This window comes from Burkholderia sp. 567, from assembly GCF_040545115.1.
GTDB lineage: Bacteria > Pseudomonadota > Gammaproteobacteria > Burkholderiales > Burkholderiaceae > Burkholderia > Burkholderia ambifaria.
The window spans coordinates 246,583-267,821 of sequence record NZ_JBEPLG010000006.1; the positions used below are offsets into that span (position 1 = coordinate 246,583).

At 67.6% G+C, this 21,239-nt stretch carries 20 protein-coding genes; 7 read left to right on the forward strand and 13 right to left on the reverse strand.

Annotated features, from left to right (window positions below; genetic code table 11):
• Positions 1 to 7: 7 nt before the first annotated feature.
• The gene (locus tag ABIC50_RS19265; protein WP_354166213.1) at positions 8 to 1,258 is read left to right on the forward strand and encodes an MFS transporter; all 1,251 of its coding nucleotides are present in this window, start codon (positions 8 to 10) and stop codon (positions 1,256 to 1,258) included.
• 71 nt (positions 1,259 to 1,329) lie between these two features.
• On the opposite strand, the gene ABIC50_RS19270 is transcribed toward ABIC50_RS19265, so the two are convergent.
• Positions 1,330 to 2,274, reverse strand: a complete 945-nt coding sequence (locus tag ABIC50_RS19270; RefSeq protein ID WP_354166215.1) for an alpha/beta hydrolase — start codon at positions 2,272 to 2,274, stop codon at positions 1,330 to 1,332.
• A 61-nt stretch (positions 2,275 to 2,335) separates the two neighbouring features.
• Positions 2,336 to 3,439, reverse strand: coding sequence for an OpgC domain-containing protein (locus ABIC50_RS19275; protein ID WP_105785836.1), 1,104 nt, complete (start codon positions 3,437 to 3,439; stop codon positions 2,336 to 2,338).
• A 381-nt stretch (positions 3,440 to 3,820) separates the two neighbouring features.
• Between ABIC50_RS19275 and ABIC50_RS19280 the strand changes: the two genes are divergently transcribed.
• Positions 3,821 to 4,975, forward strand: a complete 1,155-nt coding sequence (locus ABIC50_RS19280; RefSeq protein WP_175678514.1) for a porin — start codon at positions 3,821 to 3,823, stop codon at positions 4,973 to 4,975.
• A 47-nt stretch (positions 4,976 to 5,022) separates the two neighbouring features.
• Here ABIC50_RS19280 and ABIC50_RS19285 read toward each other — a convergent pair whose 3' ends face one another.
• Positions 5,023 to 5,934 carry a LysR family transcriptional regulator gene (locus tag ABIC50_RS19285; RefSeq protein WP_354166218.1) on the reverse strand — a complete coding sequence of 304 codons (912 nt, stop codon included), beginning with the start codon at positions 5,932 to 5,934 and terminating at the stop codon, positions 5,023 to 5,025.
• A gap of 136 nt (positions 5,935 to 6,070) precedes the next feature.
• Here ABIC50_RS19285 and ABIC50_RS19290 point away from each other — a divergent pair, with 136 nt between their 5' ends.
• Entirely contained in the window at positions 6,071 to 7,087 is a 1,017-nt protein-coding gene (locus ABIC50_RS19290) for an aldo/keto reductase (protein WP_354166219.1), read from the forward strand.
• A 144-nt stretch (positions 7,088 to 7,231) separates the two neighbouring features.
• On the forward strand, positions 7,232 to 7,972 hold the full coding sequence (locus tag ABIC50_RS19295; RefSeq protein ID WP_354166220.1) for a sulfite exporter TauE/SafE family protein: 741 nt from the start codon (positions 7,232 to 7,234) through the stop codon (positions 7,970 to 7,972).
• 81 nt (positions 7,973 to 8,053) lie between these two features.
• Here ABIC50_RS19295 and ABIC50_RS19300 read toward each other — a convergent pair whose 3' ends face one another.
• The gene (locus ABIC50_RS19300) at positions 8,054 to 8,440 is read right to left on the reverse strand and encodes an ester cyclase (RefSeq protein ID WP_105831217.1); all 387 of its coding nucleotides are present in this window, start codon (positions 8,438 to 8,440) and stop codon (positions 8,054 to 8,056) included.
• Between the two features lie 60 nt (positions 8,441 to 8,500).
• Positions 8,501 to 9,397 carry a LysR family transcriptional regulator gene (locus ABIC50_RS19305; RefSeq protein ID WP_126225571.1) on the reverse strand — a complete coding sequence of 299 codons (897 nt, stop codon included), beginning with the start codon at positions 9,395 to 9,397 and terminating at the stop codon, positions 8,501 to 8,503.
• A gap of 535 nt (positions 9,398 to 9,932) precedes the next feature.
• Here ABIC50_RS19305 and ABIC50_RS19310 point away from each other — a divergent pair.
• From ABIC50_RS19310 to ABIC50_RS19320, 3 genes are all read left to right on the forward strand, one after another.
• Positions 9,933 to 10,781, forward strand: coding sequence for a peptidoglycan DD-metalloendopeptidase family protein (locus tag ABIC50_RS19310; RefSeq protein WP_354166222.1), 849 nt, complete (start codon positions 9,933 to 9,935; stop codon positions 10,779 to 10,781).
• A gap of 206 nt (positions 10,782 to 10,987) precedes the next feature.
• Positions 10,988 to 11,887, forward strand: a complete 900-nt coding sequence (gene bla, locus ABIC50_RS19315; protein WP_354166225.1) for a class A beta-lactamase — start codon at positions 10,988 to 10,990, stop codon at positions 11,885 to 11,887.
• 124 nt (positions 11,888 to 12,011) lie between these two features.
• A complete protein-coding gene (locus ABIC50_RS19320) occupies positions 12,012 to 12,884 on the forward strand; it encodes a LysR substrate-binding domain-containing protein (protein ID WP_105787920.1) in 873 nt (290 codons plus the stop codon).
• A gap of 22 nt (positions 12,885 to 12,906) precedes the next feature.
• Here ABIC50_RS19320 and ABIC50_RS19325 read toward each other — a convergent pair whose 3' ends face one another.
• The 8 genes from ABIC50_RS19325 to ABIC50_RS19360 form a co-directional block, all read right to left on the reverse strand.
• Entirely contained in the window at positions 12,907 to 13,242 is a 336-nt protein-coding gene (locus ABIC50_RS19325; RefSeq protein WP_354166226.1) for a type 1 fimbrial protein, read from the reverse strand.
• Between the two features lie 355 nt (positions 13,243 to 13,597).
• On the reverse strand, positions 13,598 to 13,852 hold the full coding sequence (locus ABIC50_RS19330; RefSeq protein ID WP_175678508.1) for a GlsB/YeaQ/YmgE family stress response membrane protein: 255 nt from the start codon (positions 13,850 to 13,852) through the stop codon (positions 13,598 to 13,600).
• A gap of 152 nt (positions 13,853 to 14,004) precedes the next feature.
• The gene (locus tag ABIC50_RS19335; protein ID WP_354166228.1) at positions 14,005 to 14,904 is read right to left on the reverse strand and encodes a fimbrial protein; all 900 of its coding nucleotides are present in this window, start codon (positions 14,902 to 14,904) and stop codon (positions 14,005 to 14,007) included.
• A 114-nt stretch (positions 14,905 to 15,018) separates the two neighbouring features.
• Positions 15,019 to 17,619, reverse strand: coding sequence for a fimbria/pilus outer membrane usher protein (locus ABIC50_RS19340; protein WP_354166230.1), 2,601 nt, complete (start codon positions 17,617 to 17,619; stop codon positions 15,019 to 15,021).
• Between the two features lie 194 nt (positions 17,620 to 17,813).
• Complete coding sequence (locus ABIC50_RS19345; RefSeq protein ID WP_354166232.1) at positions 17,814 to 18,461, reverse strand: fimbrial biogenesis chaperone; 648 nt, start codon at positions 18,459 to 18,461, stop codon at positions 17,814 to 17,816.
• Positions 18,462 to 18,573: 112 nt separating this feature from the next.
• Positions 18,574 to 19,125 (reverse strand): fimbrial protein, encoded by a 552-nt coding sequence (locus ABIC50_RS19350; protein WP_175726328.1) that lies wholly within the window; start codon positions 19,123 to 19,125, stop codon positions 18,574 to 18,576.
• A gap of 425 nt (positions 19,126 to 19,550) precedes the next feature.
• On the reverse strand, positions 19,551 to 20,327 hold the full coding sequence (locus tag ABIC50_RS19355; protein ID WP_354166234.1) for an ABC transporter ATP-binding protein: 777 nt from the start codon (positions 20,325 to 20,327) through the stop codon (positions 19,551 to 19,553).
• Positions 20,324 to 21,238 carry an ABC transporter ATP-binding protein gene (locus ABIC50_RS19360; protein WP_175659077.1) on the reverse strand — a complete coding sequence of 305 codons (915 nt, stop codon included), beginning with the start codon at positions 21,236 to 21,238 and terminating at the stop codon, positions 20,324 to 20,326. The genes ABIC50_RS19355 and ABIC50_RS19360 overlap by 4 nt, the downstream gene beginning before the upstream one ends.
• Position 21,239 lies beyond the last annotated feature (1 nt).

A 21,239-nucleotide genomic window follows, 5' to 3' on the forward strand; every position in this document is an offset into this window, starting at 1 on the left:
CGGTGCGATGCAATCGACGATTGCTTTATTTTCGGTTCGCGGATATCGCTCGTTCTTTCTTGGGCGAGTCGCCAACTCCATTGCCATTTGGGTTGATTTCACGCTGATTTTTTCTCTGTTGTCGTTCAGCTATCACGCCACTCCGGGAACGCTCGGGCTGGCCGCAGCGTTGTACGGATTGCCGGGGCTCTTGGCCGGCCCGTTCATCGGCGCGCTGGCAGATAGAAAGTCGCCGGCGCTGATCATGCTTTCGAGTGCGATGGCCCGCTTCATCACGTCGCTGGGGCTGGCGTTCGCGCCGAATGAGGCGATGTTCATCGCGTGGGTTCTGGTGAAGGGGGTGAGCAATCTCGGCACTGTTCCGGCGGAACAGATCGTGATACGGCGTCTGCTGTCGGATGATCAGATCGTGTCGACTGTCACGCTTACATCGATCGTCGATCAATGCACGAAGATTCTCTCGCCGTTGCTTGGCGCCGGGCTATCGCTGGCATTCCATTCCCATGGGGCGTTCGCATTGACCGGCATGCTGGCAGTCTTTTCGATGGGATGTGCGTTGGGCGTGGCACGTGTCATCGGGTGGAAAAATCCTGATGTGAAGACGCAACGTCGATTCCTTGATTTCCCGCTGGTTCGTCAGGTGCTTTCCGAACATCCTGCTTTGGCTTCCGCTCTCGGACTGATGTTGGCGTTTTCGACGATCCTGGGTCTGTACGACTCGATCGTGGTGGTATTACTGCGCGATCACGGCTTGCCGCCGAGCTCATTCGGAACCATCGTCAGTTGTACCGCTGTCGGAGCGGTCAGCTGTGCAATCGTCCTGAAAAAGGTACTTGCGCGAGTCAGTGTGCGCAAATCGATGCCCATGTTTCTCGCCGGATTCAGTGCAACCGTGGTTGTCGCCGGCGGACTGGCACTCGCTGTGCCGACATTGAACCTTGGCACGCTGTGCCTGGTGTGGGTGGTCAATGGTTTTTGCTACGGCGGCGGGCTAATGTCCTATTCGATTACGCTGCAGAGGAACGCGCCGCGTGATGCGCTCGGGGTTATTTCCACATCGGCGCGCAGTTTGCAGCTCACGGCGTTGGTCGTCGGGCCGATCGCAGGATCGTGGATTGCCCAGCACATTGGCATCGAATCGACTTTTGTGGGAGCCGGGTCCGCCGGGCTCGCGTTGGGGGCTTATGCGATGTTCGGGCATGGCTATCCCGAGGAGCGCTGCAAGCCGGCTGACAATGAGAATGTTTCGCCCCCGTAACCAGCGGTTCGCTCTCGCACGACTTCACTCGTGCGTGTTGGTTTGGCGTCGCGCAGGCCACCCACCGGCTATCACTTCACGCACTCCAACGCATACTTCAACCCCTGCCCGAGCAACCCGCGCCACACCTCCCACGTGTGCCCGCCGTCGACGATGCGCAGCTCGGCCGCGTTCTGCGCGCGGCGCAGGTGCGTGTACAGCACGCTCGACTCGGCCTGGATCGTCAGGTCGTCGTCGCCGGCCGCGATGAACATCGGCACGCGCCAGTTGCGCGCGAAATAGCCGCGCATCAGCGCCGGGTAGTTGAGCTCGTGCCACACGCGCGGATCGAACTGCCGGTCGCCGAACACACCGACATAGCGCGCGGCGGAATTGAGCGGCGGCTCGTTCGCGTAGATCGCGGGGCTCAGCAGCATCGCGCCGCAGAACAGGCCCGGTTCGAGCAGCGAGAAACGCAGCGCGCCGAAGCCGCCCATCGATACGCCGCCGATCGCGCGGCCCGCGCGCTGGTTCGACACCGCGAAGTGCGCTTCGACTTCCGGCAACAGGTCGTTCAGGAACGCGCTCTGCATCTTCTCCTTGCGGTCGACGTACCAGTCGGTGCCGCCTTGCGGCATCACGATCACGACAGGCGGGATCTCGTGGCGCTCGATCAGCGTGTCGGCCGTGGCCTGCAGCCGGCCCTGCGTGATCCAGTCGTTCGCGTTGCCGGCATTGCCGTGCAGCAGGTACAGCACCGGATAGCGCGCGCCTTCCGGGTTGTAGCCGGGCGGCAGATAGACCGTGTACGACCAGTCGCGCTTGAGCGACGCCGAGCGGAACGCGCGCAGCACGACGCTGCTGCCGGGGTTGAGCGGCGGATCCTGGGCGGCCGGCCCGACGGTTGCGGGCGGGACGATCGCGCCCGCGGGCGCGGACGACCCCGGCGAAACGGCGGGCCCGCCCGGCGTGGCGTGGGCGGTGGCGAGGCAGCCGGCGAGCAGGGCGACGGCGAACGGAAGGGCGAGTCGGCGCATGGCGAAACGTTTCAGGAAAGGCGCCCGCTATCGTAGCAGCGGCGCATGACGGCGCGGCGCGTCATGGCCGCGAACGGAACGGGAACGGCAGCCGCGACACCAGCGGCCCGTAGAGTTTTGCGACGAGATACAGCAGCCCCGTCGCGACGACGTCGGCGGCCAGGCCGAGCGGCACGTTCAGATAGCCTTCGGTCGCCTGGTAGAGCAGCGAGTCGACCGCGAGCGAGATGCCGGTGCCGGCGACGAAGCACAGCAGCCCCTGGCGGCCGATCGTGCCGATCCACGGCATCGCATGCGCGACCTTCTTCATCCACCCGAGGTGCACGAGCTTGGCCGCGAGCCAGGCGATCGCGAGGAAATTCACGAGCCGCAGCGCGCCGAGGTTCTGCTTGATCGACGGATCGGTCGGGAATGGCTCGATGCGCAGCCGATAGTACGCGCCGGCCGCGACGATCGCGAGCGACGCGGCCGTCAGCAGCCAGCCCTGCGGCTTCGGCGCGAGCGTCTGGTAGACGGGCTGGCAGCGCGCGATCACGCCGAGCACGAACAGGAACTGCCAGGCGAACGGGTTGAAGTCCCACGGCGCGCCCTCGACGGTCGGGAGGAAACGCGCGACGTGCGGCGCCGCGTACCAGAGCGAGCCGCTGAACGCGAGCATCAGCCACGGTTGCGTGCGCGCGAGCGGCAGCGCGAGCGGGACGAGCAGCGCGAAGAACGCATACATCGGCAGCACCGACGCGAGATACGGCTGGCGGCGGAACAGCAGGATGTCGCGCAGCGCGGCGAGCGGCTTGTGGAGCAGGCCGTCGAGATCGTTGGTCGGCATGTTCGGACCGTCGATCGAGAATGCGTTGAGCACGGCGGTGATCAGCAGCATCAGGCCGGCCGTCACGAGGAAGGCGCGGTAGATCTCGAACGCGCGGCGGATGAATCGCTGGCGCGCGGCGGCCTCGTCGTGCCGCTCGGCGAGCGAGTTGTACGCGATGGCGGTGGCGAAGCCGCCGAGGAACACGAACACCTCGGCCGCATCGCACAGCGCGTACGCATGCAGCGTCACGCGCGACAGGATGCTGCCGCCGATGTGGTCGACGACGATCACGAGCAGCACGAGGCCGCGGAAGAAATCGAGCTCGGCGTAGCGGCCGGCCCGGGCTGCGGCGGTCATCGGGCCGCCTGCCGGCGCGCGCCGCGAGCGCGCCCGGCACCGGCCGCGCATGAATCGGGGTGAAGCATGACTTCGTGAAGAAATGACGAATGGATGCGCATTGTGCCACCGATGCGACGCCGTCCGGGTTTACGCGGATGGCGGGCCGATCTGCCGCTGCCGGCAAGCCCGATCGGGGAGCGTGCGGAACGGGGCAGTTGGACGAGCGCAACGCTTTGTGCGCCGCGCCCACGCCCCGATGGACGGGTGGTTTCCGACGTGACACCATTTTGTCCTCGCGGCCGCACACCGCGCAGTCCGCCCTGCGGGCCACCTCTATAAAACAGACGAAACAAGCGCCGGGCGCAAGGCCTGCCCGGCAACGGCTCCGGAGAATCCGTCATGAAGAACCACGTCATTTTTGCCGCCGCGCTGGCAGCGTTCGCCGCGCCGGCCTTCGCGCAGGACAGCGTGACGCTGTACGGCCTGATCGACGAAGGCTTCAACTACACGAACAACGTGAATGTGCATGGGGTCGGAAAAACGGATTACCAGCTTGCGAGCGGCTATGCGCAGGGCAGCCGCTGGGGCCTGAAGGGCAGCGAGGAACTGGGCGGCGGCCTGAAGGCGATCTTCACGCTGGAAAACGGCTTCGACGTGAACAACGGCCGGTTCAACCAGGGCGGCCGGATGTTCGGCCGCCAGGCGTTCGTCGGGCTGAGCGCGTCGCGTTTCGGCACGCTGACCTTCGGCCGCCAGTACGATTCCGTCGTCGACTATCTCGCGCCGCTGACCGCGAACGGCAACTGGGGCGGCACGCTGTTCTCGCACCCGTTCGACAACGACAACACGGACAACTCGTTCCGCGTCAACAACACGGTCAAGTACGCGAGCCCCGACTGGAACGGGCTGTCGTTCGGCGGCACCTACAGCTTCAGCAACAGCACGGGCTTCTCGACCAACCGCCAGTACAGCCTCGGCGCGCAGTATTCGCTCGCCGGGTTGCAGGTCGCGGCCGCGTATCTGCAGGCGAACAGCCCGGGCGTCGGCAACGCGGGCGCGATCGCGGCCGACGACGCGAATTTCGTCGCCGACCGCCTGCGCATCTTCGGCGGCGGCATCAACTATACGTTCGGCCCGGCGACGGTCGGCTTCGTCTATACGAAGACCGACGTGAAGAACCCGGTGTCGACCGTCTACCTGCCGGCGTCGACGTTCTCGGGCCTCGGGCTGACCGCGACCAAGTTCGAGAACTTCGAGATCAACGGCAAGTACCAGCTCACGTCCGATTTCTATCTCGGCGCGCAGTACGTGTACACGGACGGCAAGTTCGATGCCGCGACGGGCTCGTTCAAGCCGAAATACCACACCGTCGGGCTGATGGCCGACTACAGCCTGTCCAAGCGCACCGACGTCTATCTGCAGGGCGCGTGGCAGAAAGTCGCCGGCGACAAGACGGGCACCGCGGCCGACGGCGGCTACGTGGTCGGGACGGATGGCCCGTCATCGTCGTCGAACCAGTTCGCGGTGCGCGCCGCGATCCGCCACAAGTTCTGAGCGCGCGACACCGGGCCGGCGGCTGATCGCCCCGGCGCCGGCTGCCGTCATTCGGCCGGGTGCAGGTCGTCGAGCGTGTCCGCGAGCCAGTCGACGAAGATCCGCACCCGCGGCGCCAGATGCCGGCTGTTGGGGAACACGACCGACACCGGCAGCGGCTCGGCATGCCATTCCGGCAGCACCTCGACCAGCGAGCCGTCCTCGAGCAACGGTGCGAGCCCCTCGCGCGGCGCCTGGATCATCCCGAGGCCCGCGAGACAGCACGCGAGATACGCCTGCGAGCTGTTCACCGCGACGACGCTGCGCATCTTCACGGTCTGCAGCGCACCCGTATCCATGTCCGCATATTCCCAGTCCAGCTCGCGGCCCGTGCGGCTCGAGAAATAGCCGACCGCGACGTGGTCGGGCAGATCGTCCGGCGAGCGCGGCGTGCCGTGCCGCGCGAGATACGCGGGCGACGCGCAGTTGATCTGCGAGAGCTCGCCGATGCGCCGTGCGACCAGCGACGTGTCGGACAGCACGCCGACCCGCACCGCGCAGTCGATGCCGTCGGCGACCAGGTCGACGAAGCGGTCGGTCGTGCTGAGCACCACGCGCAGGTCGGGATAGCGTGCGTGGAAATCCTGCAGCGCCGGAATCACCTTGTTCAGCGCGAAGCGTTCGGGCAGGTCGACGCGGATCGCGCCGCGCGGCGCCGCACCGGCGTCGTCGAACAGCGTCTCGGCATCGTCGAGATCGGCCAGCAACCGCGTACAGCGCTCGTAGTACGTGGTGCCCTCGGCGGTCAGCGCGACGCGCCGGGTGGTCCGTTGCAGCAGCCGCACGCGCAGGTGTTTCTCCAGATACTGGACGGCATTGCTGACCGTCGGGCGCGGCAATTGCAGCTGCTCGGCCGCTTTCGTGAAGCTGCCGAGGTGGGCGACGCGCGCAAAGATGCGCATTGCATGCAGATGGTCCATGCGGGATGGGTACGGAGGGGGAATAGCCTCCATTGTTAATCAGCGTCGAATGATTTGGTTGCGGGTTTCGCGTTTATCGCGCGCCGCAATGCGCCGAGAATCCGGTTCATTCACTCACCACCGCAAGGAAACGGACATGGACAAGCGTCAACTGGGCCGCACGGGCCCGCAGGTTTCGGCGATCGCACTCGGCTGCATGGGGATGTCGGATTTCTACGGGCCGGCCGATCGCGACGAAAGCATCGCGACGCTGCACGCGGCGCTCGACCACGGAATCACGTTGCTCGACACCGGCGACTTCTACGGGATGGGCGACAACGAGATGCTGATCCGCGACGCGCTGCGCGGCCGCACGCGCGACCAGGTGCTGATCAGCGTGAAGTTCGGCGCGCTGCGCGATCCGGCCGGCGCGTTCGCCGGCTACGACGCGCGGCCGCAGGCGATCCGGAACTTCGTCGCGTATTCGCTGAAGCGGCTCGGCACCGACCATATCGACATCTACCGGCCGGCGCGCGTCGATCCGGCGGTGCCGATCGAGGAGACGGTCGGCGCGATCGCCGATCTCGTGAAGGCCGGCTATGTGCGCCATATCGGCCTGTCGGAGCTCGGCGCCGACACGATCCGCCGCGCGGCGGCCGTCGCGCCGATCGCCGACCTGCAGATCGAGTACTCGCTGCTGTCGCGCGGAATCGAGGCGGACATCCTGCCCGTGTGCCGCGAACTCGGGATCGGCGTGACGGCGTACGGCGTGCTGTCGCGCGGGCTGCTCGGCGGCGGCTGGAGCGCGGCACGGCAGGGCGAGCGCGATTTCCGCGCGGCCAGCCCGCGTTTCCAGGGCGAGAACCTCGCGCACAACCTTGCGCTGGTCGACGCGCTGCGCGCGATCGCGAACGAGAAGGGCAGCAATCCGGCGCAGGTCGCGATCGCATGGGTGCTGTCGCGCGGCGACGACATCGTGCCGCTGGTCGGCGCGCGCAAGCGCACCCAGCTTCAGGACGCAGTTCGCGCCTCTGAACTGCAACTAACGGTCGATAATCTCGCCCGCATCGAAGCGGCGGTTCCCGCCGGGTCGGCTGCCGGCGAGCGTTATCCGGCCTCCCAGATGGCGCACCTCGACAGCGAGCAGGGACGGGGGCCGGCACACGGCGCGTGAGCGCCCGGGGCGGCGCGCATGGCGGGGTCCCGGTGGACGGGGCCGGCCGGACGGGCCCGAGCCAGCCTCAGGCAAAACCAGATGGCGGGCGGCGGGACGGTGGTTCACCATCGGCGCCGTATTCGACCGGACGGAACGCCTTCCATGCAAATTCATACGCTGACGATCATCGTGCTGGTCTTTCTGCTGGCCGGCGCGGTCAAGGGCATGATCGGCCTCGGGTTGCCGACGATCGCGATGGGGCTGCTGACGCTCGCGATGCCGCCATCGGCCGCCGCGAGCCTGCTGCTCGTGCCGTCGTTCATCACCAATGTGTGGCAGTTGTGGCTCGGCCCGTCGTTCGGGCCGTTGCTGCGACGTCTGTGGCCGCTGCTCGCCGGCCTGACGATCGGCACGCTGACAGGCGGGTTGCCCGCGCTCGCGGCCGGCAGCACGTGGACGCACGCGGCGCTCGGCATCGTGCTGGTCGCATACGGCTGCTGGGGGATTGCCGCCGCGCGGCTGCCTGCGCCGGGGCGTCACGAGAAGTGGCTGTCGGCCGTGGTTGGCTACCTGACGGGCGTCGTGACGGCCGCGACCGGCGTGTTCGTCGTGCCGGCCGTGCCGTACCTGCAGGCGCTGCGCCTGTCGAAGGACGACCTGATCCAGGCGCTCGGGCTGTCGTTTACCGCGTCGACGATCGCGCTCGGCCTGCAGTTGCGCGTGACGGGCGCGCTGCAGACCGTCGATCTCGGCGTATCGGCGTTGGCGCTCGTGCCGGCGCTCGCGGGGATGGTCGGCGGGCAATACGCGCGGCGCGTGATGAGCGAGCAGGCGTTCAAGCGCTGCTTCTTCGTCGGGATGATCGCGCTCGGTGCTTACATGGCCGTGACCGGATTGCGGTGAGGATCGGCCCGGCCAGGATCGGCCCGGCCCGGATGGGCCCGGCCCGGATGGGGACGGCCCGGATCGGGACGGCCCGCATCGTCACAGCTGCGCTTCGATCGCGGCCTTGTCGATCACGGACCAGACCTGCCGGATCCTGCCGTCGTGAAATTCGTAGAACACGTTCTCGGCGAACGTGACGCGCGTGCCGTCGACGGCGAGCCCCATGAAGGTCCCTTTCGGCGCACAGGCGAAGCGAAGCCGGCAGGCGACGCGCGGCGGTTCGCACACGAGCAGCCGGATTTCGAAATGGAGATCCGGAATGTCGCGGAAATCCTGCTCCAGCATCGCGCGATACCCGGCCAGGCCGAGCGGCCGATCGTTGTGGATCACGTTGTCGGCGACGTACTGATCGAGTGCCGCCCAGTCCTGCCGGTTCAGGCAGTCGATGTATGCGCGGTAGCGCATCGCGAGGTCAGTTGCGGTCATGGCTGCGGTTTCCTCCTCGTGTTTCGCGCGGTGGTTCCGGATGGTGATGGTGCGCGCCGTTCAGCGCGGCGGTGTCTCGCCCGACAGATACGACACGAACGCCTGCGTGTATTTCGGCAGCGCATCGAACGATCGCGCGCAGAGCGTCAGCTTGCGGTGGCTCCACGCGTCGGACAGCTCGACGAGCCGCACGTCCATCGTCTGCATCGCGCGCTCGGCCGCATGGCGCGACACGATGCCGATGCCCACGCCGCTTTCGATCACGCGGCAGATCGCATCGAAACTCTTCAACTGCACACGGTAGCGAATCCGCTTGCCGAGCGCACGCGCCTGGTCCGCGAGATGGACCTGCAGCGCGCTGCCGTCGGTCAGCCCGATGAAATCCGCGTCGGCGATCTCGTCGAACGCGACCTTGTCGCGCGCGGCGAGCGGATGCCCGGCCGGCACGACCGCGATCAGCCAGTCCTCGCGGAACGGCTTCTGCTCGAGCCCGCCGAGCCCGACCGAATCGGCGACGATGCCGACCTCGGCCGTCTTGTTGCGGATCGCATGGACGATCTCCTGGCTCGAGCGCTCCTCCACGCTGATCGACAGTTTCGGGTGATGCGGCAGATACGCGGCGAGCGCGTCCGGCAGGTATTCGCTCAGCGACGCCGTGTTGCACAGCAGCCGGATATGCCCGCGCAGCCCCTGGCCGTATTGCTGCAGCTCGCCGCGCATATGGTCGATCTGTTGCAGCACCGTGCGCGCGTGGTGCTCGAGCGCGCGACCGGCGTCGGTCACCTGGGTGCCCGACTTGGCCCGGTGCAGCAGCGGCACGCCGAGCTCGTCCTCCATCCCGCGGATGCGCTCGCTCGCGGCCTGCAGCGTGATGTGGGTGCGCTCGGCGCCGCCCGTGATCGTGCCGGCCTCGCAGATGTTCAGGAAGAGCCGCAGGTCGGTCAGGTCGAAGCGCATGTTGGGAGCAGGGGGCGCGTAACGATTGGAATGGCCGATACGTTAGCAGGAACCGTCGCGCCGGTCTCAGGCTGGGCTTGAGGCGCCATTCGCCGCTTCCGCATTTTCGGGGCGGGATCGAAGCCGGATGATGGCCGCATATCACCGGAGGAGACTGTCATGCGGATCGATTCGTCGTGGGGCGTGTCGTTCAAGATCGCGTTGCACGTGCTGTTCCTGTGCATCGGTGTCGCGTGGGCGTGCGCGGAGCTGGTCGACTGGCTGCGTTGAGCGGGCGGGTGGCGCGGGCCGGCTCGGCTGTCCGCCGCGGCCGCGCGCATTGAAAGCCGTTCGAAATAATGGCGTGATGCGAAATTTTTGCCGCCTCGTGCGCCCAAAGCCGTCAAGTTTTTCCGAATTCGACCGTATTACCGGTAACAAGCGTCTGCCGACGCCCGGCGCGTGATCGTTTGTCATCATTGTTTGCATCCGGTTACACGTCGGCCGTTCCGTTTTTGAGATGCTTGAAAGATTGTCAAACCGGAGTCGATCGTCCATGAAACTGCACGAGATTTGCCGCAAGTCGGCGTGGCTGTCCGGCCTGGCCGCGGTGCTCGTGATGGCCGGTTGTGCCAGCGCGCCGCCCGTCCCGCCGAGCGACACGCTGGCGGGCGCGCCATCGGGCCAGCCTGCCGTCGCGCGCGCGCCCACGCCCGCGACGCCGCCGCCTGCGCCAATTCTCGTCGCACAGAAGTACGTGGTGAAACGCGGCGACTCGCTGTCGAGCATCGCGTCCGCGAACGATTGCAGCGTCGCCGACCTGCGCACCTGGAACAAGCTCGACGATCGCGGCAAGCTGCGCATGGGGCAGGTGCTGCGCATCGTCCGGCCGCAACCGTTGCAGGCGCCGGCGGCGAGCGTCGGCACGCAGGTCGCCGCGAACGGTTCGACGGGCGCGGGCCCGGCGAGCGCGTCCGGCGCGTCGACGGCGAGCGACCGGCAGGTCGTGAAGGAAACCAAGCGGCATGCGGGCGCGGTGGCGCTCACGTGGCCCGCGCAGGGCAAGATCGTCGACGCGTTCCGGCCGGGGCAGAACCGCGGGATCCAGATCGCCGGCCGCCCGGGCGACCCGGTGCGCGCGGCGGCCGACGGCCGCGTGATGTATGCGGGCACCGGCCTGAACGATTACGGCAGCCTGATCATCGTCCAGCACAACGCGGATTTCCTGACCGCCTATGCGCACAATCGCAAGCTGCTCGTGAAGACCGGCGACATCGTGCGCCAGGGCGACGAGATCGCCGAGATGGGCGACCTCGACAACTCGCGTGTCGCGCTGCTGTTCGAGGTGCGGCGCGACGGCAAGCCCGTCAATCCGATGCCGTACCTGCCTTCGTCGCAAGGCTGAAGCCTCCGCGCCGCTGGAACGCGGCCGCGCTCGCTGCTACGCTAGGGCCTGTTTGTTCATGCGAGTCCCGCGTCCGCGGGGCCGACGGGCGTCTTTGGGGATGCGCGGCACATGCCGTCGCGAGCCGGCCGTCGGCGTGAACGCGTGCGTATCGATGATGCGTACGTTGCTCCGTGCCACCGTTTCCGACAGAACACCACTCATCCATGGAATATTCTCCGACACGCCGCTCGCTGTTGCTCGCCGCCGTCGCCGCGCCGTTCGTCGCCGCGTGCTCGTCGGCGCCCGTCGCCGACCAGGTGCACGCCCATGCCGCCCAGGCCGAACTCGCCGCGCTCGAAAAGGCATCGAACGGCCGGCTCGGTATCGCCGTACTCGATACGTCGAACGGCACGCGCATCGCGCATCACGCGCGCGAGCGCTTCCCGGTGTGCGGCACCTATGCGGTCGTTGCGGCCGCCGCGATCCTCGCGCGCGGTTCGCTCGACGCATCGCTGCTGCCGCGCCGCATCCTGTATCGCCGCTATGAAGTCGTCGCCGGCTCGCCGGTGACGGAAAGTCATGTCGACACGGGGATGACGATCGCGCAGCTGTGCGCGGCGATGCTGCAGTCGGGCGACAAGGGCGCCGGCAACCTGCTGATGCGCGTGCTCGGCGGCCCGCAGGCCGTCACGTCGTTCGCGCATGAAAGCGGCGACACCGTGTTCCGGCTCGACCGCTGGGAACCCGAACTGAACCTGGCCGCGCCCGGCGACGAGCGCGATACGTCGACGCCGGTCGCGATGGTCGACACGGTGCAGCAACTGCTGCTCGGCGATACGCTGCGCGAGCCGCAGCGTGCGCAGCTCACCGAATGGATGACCGGCGGCACGCGCGGCACGACCGGGATCGCGGCCGGCGTGCCGCCCGGCTGGCGTGTCGCGGACAAGGCTGGCACTGGCGGCTACGGCACGACGACCGACGTCGCGGTGCTGTGGCCGCCGTCGCGCGCGCCGATCGTGCTGGCCGTGTCGTTCACGCAGCCGCGTGCCGACGCGGCGGCCCGCGCGGATGTCGTCGCGTCGGCGGTGCGCATCGCGACGGGCGCGCTCACCGCAACGGCCTGAGCGTCCGACGCACCTCGCGTAAAGCCGGCGTTTGGCTTATCGTGTCGATCAGCGCGCGCCGGTGCCGGCGCGCGGCCTTGCCGCGCCGTGCTTCGGCGCGGATGTTTCGTCTACCTGCCTCGTCATGCGCCGACTTCCGCCCCTGCACGCGCTGCAGATCTTCTCGACCGTGGCCCGCCACCGCAGCTTCACGCGTGCGGCCGAGCAGCTGTGTCTCACGCAGGGCGCGGTCAGCCGGCAGATCCAGACGCTCGAGGCGCATTACGGTTTTCCGTTGTTCAAGCGACACGCGAAGGGCCTCACGCTGACGGCGGAGGGCGAGCAATTGCTGCCGGTGGTCGACGAGAGCTTCTCGCGGATCGAGGACATCTCGATGAAGCTCACGCGGCAGCGCACCGATCTCGCGCTGAAGGTGCCGACGTGCGTGATGCGCTGGATGCTGCCGCGGATCATGCGCTTCCAGGGCGAGCATCCCGATCTCCATGTGCAGATCACGACCGCGTGGCAGCACGTCGTCGATTTCTCGACCGAGCCGTTCGATGCGGCGGTCGTCTACGGCACGTCGCCGGGCGCCGGCGTGTGCGCGCTGCCGCTGTTCGACGAGCGGCTGACGCCGGTGTGCGCACCCGAGTTGCGGCAGGCCGCACCGCTCGATGCGGTCGGCGATCTCGCGCGCCATACGCTGCTGCATCCGACGCGCGACCATCGCGACTGGCGCGCGTGGCTCGATTACGCCGGCGAGCGCGCGGTCGATGCGGAGCGCGGGCCGACCTTCGATACGCTCGACCTCGCGACCAACGCGGCGACGCAGGGCTTCGGCGTCGCGATCGGCGACGTGACGCTCGTCGACGACGACGTCAGCGCGCGCCGGCTCGAACGGCCGTTCGACATCGTGCTCGAGACCGGCGCCCGCTACTTTTTCGTCTATCCGGAGAACCTGGCCAGCCAGCAGAAGATCCGCGCATTCAGCGACTGGATCGCCTGCAATCGCGACTGATACGACGCTCCGGCAGCACGTCTCACTGGTAGGTCACCACCGCGATCATTCCCGCAGGCGCGTTGCCCGGACGGCCAGGTAAAACGATTGCGCGCGAGGCCTGCGTAAAGTTCGTGGTCTTGATCGTGCGCAGGCTGGCCGCGTCGACGAACGCGATTTGGCCCGCGGCCGGGCGCGGACAGTCGGGGCGCACGTGTGCATGCACGGCGTCGGACGTGTCGAGTGCGAACGAGCACGGCGGTTCGACGATCATGCCGGAGAAGTGGATGATGCCGGTCGTGCCGGCGGCGAATGACGAGGACGAGGCCAGAAGCGAGACAGCCAGGGCAACCGAGGCGGCAAACGGGCGATGCTTCATGACGGGCTCCAGAGGGCAAGCGCGTCGCAGCCGGGCCGCTCGAATGGCAGTCCGTCAACGCTGCGATGCTGTATGCGTAAACGGCAAATCCATCGGACCTCTTGAATGAAATATCGGAAATAACGGACATGGGCAAACGACGCCGTATTCCTCCAATCAATTTATCTCAAATTTGTGGGCGCGCAAGGCAGGGTATTGCCGGGGGCGTACGCTGGCGGGAGGGCGGAGATGGTTGCGGAGGCCGCGGCTCGATCGTTGAGGACTCAACGAGCCGCCGATCCGGTGATTCGCGATGCCAAACGAAAACGGCCGCTCATGATGAGCGGCCGTATCGCATCGCAGCGAGATGTGGCGATCAGCCGGTGCGCTTGCGCACCGCGCCGACGACCACGAGCAGCACGATCGCGCCGATGATCGACGCGATCCAGCCTGCGCCCTGGCCCGGCGCATACCAGCCGGCGGCGCGGCCGATGTAGCCTGCGGCGAGCGAGCCGACGACACCGAGCACGACGGTCATCAGGATGCCCATCTTGTCGTCGCCGGGCTTGAGCGCGCGGGCGAGGAGGCCGACGATGAGCCCGACTACCAGGGTTTCGATGAATTGCAGCATGAACGCCTCCCTAATGCTGTTGAGTTGTTGACGAAAGGAGATGGACTCGCCTGGCGCACCGGGGTTCCCCGTGGAGCCGAACCGGTGCGGGCGTGCCGAGTATCGCACGCCGCCCGCGTCGCGCGGATGTCAGGGCCGCGGCGGCCCATCGTTCATTGGTAGTCGAGCAGAACCTGCGCGGCCGCGTGAACCGAACCACTGCCGACCTTCGCGCCTGTCTGCAGGTAGGACGCACGCAGCCGGATCGTCGGCGATCCGCCGGTGGCCGGGTTGTAGCCCGTCACCGTGTGCGACTTCCTCAGCGTCAGCGGCTGGCCGGTCGTGGCGTCGGCGACCTGGATGCCGATGCCGCTGGCCGTGGCATCCGGGCGCAACTGCATCCCGCCCGGCGTGCCGGCGACCACGTCGTCCAGCGGAGCTATTTGATAGCCGATGCGGTTGTAACCGGCCGGGCAGTTGTTCAACTGCACCTGAAAATCCGTCGCGCCGGCGGTCGAACCGATGCCGTTGAAGACGTTGTGCTGCACGGACGGCAGCGTGACGGTCTGGTCGGGAATCGAGCACGTTCCGTTGATGAAACTGACCTTCGCGGCGAGGAAGACCGACGACGACGCGCCGAGGATGCCGGACTTGTAATTGATCGTGTAATAGGCGCTGAGCATGCCGGAATTGAGCGACCCATCCTGCGGCAGCCGGCTGTCGCGAAACAGCATGATTTCGAGCGTGTTGCGCAGCGTCGTCCGCGTCGACGAGACGGCGACGTTGCCGTCGACGATCATGCGCGTCGACAGTCCGGACACGTTGGTTTCCAGATCGGGGCCATCGGACACCCACACGCCGCCTTTGGGGTACATCGTGATGCTCGTGATCTGACAGGTGCTCGCGCCGCAAACGTCATGCGGCGTGAAGTAATGACGTGCGACGATCGTGCCCGGCGTGGCGTTGCCGGGGCTCGAAACGGTGGCCTGCCCGAACGCGTAGAGGGAGGCGGCGCTCGCGTCGGCCGCGAATGCGACGCAGGCGAGCAGAACCGCCGCGGCAACCGCGCTCATGCGGGCGCAGCGTCGGGCCATGCCGCTGCGTGCGTCGCCCGTGTGCGCGATGCGTGCCGGGCTCGTCACTCGGGGCGATACGAACGATGGACGGAAATTGAACATGGGGATTCCTTATTGAATGCCGGCGGCCGTGGTGTCGGGCTGGCAGATGCTCTTGACGATCCGAATGCCCGACGATGGCCGGCGATGTTCCGCGACGGGCAGCTCGTATGCGATCCGACAGATCGAGCGACGGTCGTCGGCGCCCCATTGGACCGTCAGGGAACCGCTGTCGGCGAGCCCGCGCGCGAAGATCCTGCTTGCCTGGCCGACGACGCCGACTTCCTTGCCGGTCTCGTCGTGCACCGCGGCGCCGAACGGCAACGGCGTGCCGTCCGCCTGGCGCGCCTGAACCAGCGCCGCGCGGCCGGTGTCGGTCGCAAACCGGATGAGCGGCACCGCGCCGGCGCGCGGCGCGATCTGCCGGCTGGTTTCCTTCAGCTCGACATCCATCGGGATGCCCTTCGGATCGAGTGCGACCGTATTGAGGCTGTATGGCGTGAGATACGGCACGACCGCGTAGCCGTTGCCGTCGACCTTGACGCCCGCCGCGTTCGTGACGCGCGCGCCGGCCGCGCCGGGCGCCTCGACGATCGCGAACGTCTCGGATACCGGCTGCGAGAACGTGATGCCGCCGCGGTGTGCGACCAGCGCGCCGCGCACGGCGAGCGAGCCCTGCTGGAAGTCCGTGCTCGCGCCGGCGCTGGCATTGACTTCCGCGACGCGCGTGCGGTACGTGACGTTGGCGCTGCCGTCCGTGCCCGAGTTCGGACCGGACGCGTGGTTCGCGCTGACGCTGTACGACAGCGCGTGGTCTTCGCCGAGCGAGCCGGACAGCGTCGATTGCAACCGCGTGCGGCCGAGCGTGTCGCGCGACACGTTGCCTGACACGGTCATCGGGCGCTCCCGGCCCAACGGGATCGTGACGCTGGCGTAATAGAGCGTGCCCATGTCGCCGCCGGCATTGCGCTGCCGCGTGGCCGTCAGGCTGTAGGAAATATTGCGGAACTGGTTCGTGTAGCCGACCGAGTAATTGATATCCGAGCCAGGGCGGTTCCAGTAGTTGACGGCCGATGCCGTCGTATTGATGCGGCCGCCAGTCGCGCCAAGCCGCTGCGTGAGCGCCAGCGACGCGCGATTGCGCTGGCGCCAGACCGACTGTGCCGAGCGGCCGTCGCGCGCGGCATCGCGCGCCTGCATCGCGTCGTTGAGGCCGAAATAGCCATCCGTCGAATAGCGATACGCGGCGAGTGCGATATCGGTGCCGGTCGCATCGACCGACTTCGCATAGCTGACGCGCACGCTCGAACCGCTGTAGCGCTTCGCACCGGGAATCGAGGTCAGCGCATGCGTGACGTCCGCGCCGAACGCACCGAACGACGTGTTGAACGCGCCGCCCAGCATCGCCGACGCGTAACCGCCCGCGAGCGTGACGCCGCCGTAGGCCGTCAGCAGGTTGGTCAGGCCGCGCTGGTAGGTGGCCTGCGTGAACAGCGGCTGGCTCGATCCGTGGGGATTGCGCAGCGTGCCCGCGACGAAGCTGTAGCGGCCGATGCCCGGCCGCAGCGACATCGGCACGGCGGCGTAGGGTACCGAGAACGAGTGCACGGAGCCGTCGGCTTCGGCAATCGAGACCTGCAGGTCGCCGCCGTACCCGGTCGGATAGAGGTCGTCGATTTCGAAATTGCCGGGTGCGACCGTCGTCTCGTAGATCGTCACGTCGTTCTGGCGGATCGTCACCTTCGCGTTGCTGTTCGCGATGCCGCGCACCACGGGCGCATAGCCGCGCAGCGAGTCGGGCAGCATCCGGTCATCGGTCGACAGGCGCACGCCGCGGAACTGCGTCGAGTCGAACAGTTCGCCCGACGTGTAGCTTTCGCCGACGACGAGCTGCGACGACAGCGACGGCAAGTCGCGCTGGAGATAGGTCGCGATATCCTGATACCGGCTCTCGCCGCGCGACGACCATGAATAGGAGCCTTCGTGGCGAAAGCGCCAGTTGCCGAGGTTCACGCCGCCGTTCAGGCCGAGATAGCCTTGCGTCTGCGTGGTGTGCCCGCTGGCCTTCGACGTATAAAGATTGAAGTTGTAGCCGAGCAGGCCGACGGTTTCGCCGGAGGTCCATTGATCGGGGCTCACGTAGCCGCGCGCCTTGCGCACGAGCGACGCCTGCGGAATCGACAGCCGCAGTGTCTGTCGCGCGAAGTCGAATGCCGCGCTGGCGCCCGGCACGACCTGCTCGAGTTGCAGGCAGGCACCGTCGCCGTCCAGTCGCGCGACGACCTCCGGCGCGAGCTTGCCGAAATCGACGCCAACGCGCTCGAGCTGCGTGCGGTCGAAGCACGGCCGCGCGTCGCCCGAATCGGGCGCGGCCACGAAGCGCACGTCGTAGCGGCCGATCCAGTCGGGACCGACATGGATGTCGGTGGTGTACACGCCGGGAGCCGTCACATTGCGCTGGGCGAAGCGCGAAACGTCGACATGCTTGCCCAGGCGACTCTGCAGGAACGCGCTGTCGAACTCGACGTGCGCGAGCGTGCTTTCGGTGGCTGCCTGCGTCGTCGCGCGGCCATGGGCGGACCACGCGGCGACGCAGGCCGCCACCAGTAGATGGATCGGCTTGACGTGCGGCATGTCGGCCGCGCCGCGGCGAGGCAGTCGGGTCGGGGTCATGCGCAATACTCCACAAAGGTTCGGGGCGAGCGGGTGCGTATCGCCGGCGCAGGCGCGGCGGTGCCGCGCCGCGCGGCGGCGAATGGCGAATCAAGGCTTTTCGTGGCGGGCGTCGGAGCGGCCGAAGCGACGGCGCACGAAAGGGGGAGAGTGCTCGGCGCGCGCCGTTGTCAGGCGCTGCCGGCCTCCTCGCGTTACGGTTCGACGCTGACCGGACGATCGATGTCGGTTGCCCGGCCCCAGTCGTTGATGGCGCCGAACTCGACGGTTGCACCCGCGGCGGGCGCGCCGGCGAGATCCTTGATCGGGAACCGCTGCGTGCTTCGGGGCAGCACGTAGCCCATGCCGGCGCCGCGAACCACGCGCCAGTCGACTTGCATGGGGGCGTCGTCCGCGTTGCCGGCCAGCCCGGCGGGGCGGTACATGAGCTTGATGCGTGAGCGGAACGCCAACTGGATGCGGTTGCTGTTCTCGGTCGCGGAGGCCTTCGGCGGCACTTCGAGCACGTTCAGCCAGAACAGCGATTCCCGGTCGGCAGGCAGCGGTTCGCCGGTATGCACGAGGCGCAGCGTCTGCCCGTTGCCGGCTTCCATCCGGAACATCGACGGCGTGAGCGTGAACGGCACGTCGATGTTCTCCGGCAACGCGCGGCTGTCGCCATCGTCGAGCCACGCCTGCACCAGCGCCGGACGCTTACTGTCATTCGTGAGCTGGATCGTGACTTCGCGCTCCGTGGACGGGAAGATCACGCGTGTGCCGGCGATCACGACGCTCGCGTCGGCCTGCGACGCGAACGCTGTGACCGCGAGGGTCAACGTACGGAAGAGCTTCAACAGTTTCATGGGCGTGACACTCGGATCGTTGGGGGCAGGGCGCGGGCGGAAACGGCAGGTTCCGCGTCGCGCGGCGTGACGGGCGGAGATCGCCGAAGCGGCGATCTCCACGCGCGGGCCCTTACTGATAGATGAGCGAGTACTCGACGCGCGACGTGACGTCGCCGGCCTTCACGGCGCCTGCGGCGTAGTACTCGGCGAAGTAATTCACCTTCGCCTTGCCGTCGGCATCGATCGCGACCATCTCGGTGTTCGCGCCGGTTTGCGCGCCAACCGGGATGTGCTTCTGCTGCGAATCCAGCACGTTGATCTGGACGCCTTCGGCGGCCTTCGCGCCCGAGTCGATCGTCAGTCGACCGGTCGACTGATCGACGTTCGTGCCGTTCTCGAACATGACGCCGACCTTCACCGGGTTGTTCTCGCCGACCGTGCAGCCGGTCAGCGCGAGCGAGAACGCACTGCGACCGGCGACGGAGCCGACATCGGCGAGCGCGGTGGTGCTGACCGGCGGCAGCGGGACGGTGAGATCCGATCCGCCGTCGACGCTGCACGTCGACGCGATGATGTTGCCGCGGAAGGTGACGGTGCCGTCCGCCGCATGGGCTGCCGACGAAACGGCCACGCCGGCGGCGACGAGCAGGAACGGGATGGCGCTGCGCTTGATGAATCGCATATTTAAATCTCCAAATAAACTTCGGTTTTTGAAGGCACCAATTGAATTTAAAACTCTGATTGACGCGTTTCGGCTCAAATTATGCGATCTATGTAAGGCGTTTGTAATTTGACGGGTACTAATTGATCTCTATTTTTTCTAGTACTCGTACTAATTTATTTTGTGCCGGAGTCGGCAGGCGGAGGGGCGGCAGGAAGGGCTCACGTGCGCGAGCATGTCGATACCGGAAACCGGTCGAAAGGCCGATTTCTTCGGGGTGCTATCCGAAGCGGATGGGGATTGGAATGACGGGCCGACGGTGCATGACGGCAGCCGGCATGGCGTATCGCGCCCGGGACATGCGATGCGATGCGACGCGCGCGGCGACACGCGCCGCATCGCACTATCGTCGACCGCTCGAGCAGCCGCGCGCCGCGCGCCGCGCGTCAGCCCGCCGGCGCGTCGATCGCCGGATCCAGCCGGCGATAGCCTTCGGTCGCGCGCAGCAGCGTGCGCGTGTAATCGCGTGCGACCTGGCCGGCGCGCACGTCCTCGATCCGCAGCTGTTCGACGATCTCGCCGTGCTGCATCACCGCGACGCGCTGGCACAGGAAGCCGATCACAGCGAGGTTGTGGCTCACGAGGATCATCGTCAGGTTGCGTTCGCGATGCAGGCGGCGCAGCAGGTTCAGGATTTCGGCCTGCACCGACACGTCGAGCGCGGAGGTCGGCTCGTCGAGCAGCAGCACGCGCGGCTCGACGATCAGTGCGCGCGCGATCGCGACGCGCTGGCGCTGCCCGCCCGACAACTGATGCGGATAGCGGAAGCGGAATGCCGGGCCGAGCCCGACCTCCGACAGCGCGCGAGCGATGCGCGCGTCGGCGTCGCCGATCCCGTGAATCGACAGCGGCTCGCGCAGCGTCTGGTCGACCGTGAAGCGCGGATGCAGCGACGCGTACGGATCCTGGAACACCATCTGCACGTGGCGGCGGAATGCGCGCTCGGCCGTGCCGCCCACCGGCCGGCCGTCGATCGACAGGCTGCCGCCCGCGAGCGGCACGAGGCCGGTCAGCGCGCGCAGCAGCGTCGACTTGCCGGAGCCCGATTCGCCGACGAGCCCGAACACCTCGCCGTCGCGTACCGCGAAGCTCGCATCGCGCACGGCGTCGACATGACCCGTGCGGGTCGGAAAACGGATCGACGCGTGGTCGACATCGATCATCGTGCGGCCTCCCGGGATTGATTCGAAGATGGCGCGGACGAAGCCGCGTTCAGCCACGCCGGATCGCGACGCAGCACCGGCAGTTCGTCGGGCGGGTTCGCGAGCGGCGGATTCGCCGCGAGCAGCCCGCGCGTGTACGGATGCGTCGCATCGCGCAGGTCGCGCGCGGCGCAGGTTTCGACGACGCGGCCCGCATACATCACCGCGACGCGATCGCAGAACGACATCACGAGCGGCAGATCGTGGCTGATGAACATCAGGCCGGTGCCGTGCCGCGCGATCATCGCGTCGAGCACCGCGAGCACCTGCATCGACACCGCGACGTCGAGCGCGGAGGTCGGCTCGTCGGCGATCAGCAGGCGCGGGCCGGTCGACACCATCATCGCGATCATTACGCGCTGGCCCATGCCGCCCGACAGCTCGTGCGGATACGCATCGGCCACGCGCGCCGGATCGCGAATCTGCACGGCCGCGAGCGCATCGACGATCCGCTCGCGCAGCGCGCGGCCGCGCAACTTCGGTTCGTGCCGCCGGAACGCCTCGCCCATCTGCTTCGCGACGGTCATCACCGGGTTCAGCGAATACTTCGGATCCTGCAGGATCATCCCCATCTGGCTGCCGCACAGGCGCCGCCGCTCGCCGGCCGACATCGCGAGCAGGTCGTGGCCCGCGAAGCGCATCGTGCGGGCCGACCAGCGTGCGGCGTCGGGCAGCAGGCCGAGCAGCGCGCGGCCCGTCAGCGATTTGCCGGAGCCCGACTCGCCGACGATGCCGAGCCGTTCGCCCGGCGCGAGCGTCAGCGACAGGTCGCGTACCGCGTCGGACACGACGCCGTCGTGCCCGCGAAACCCGATCTTCAGGCCGTCGATCTCGCAGAGCGGCGCGGCGGCATCGGTGGAATTCAGTGGCATG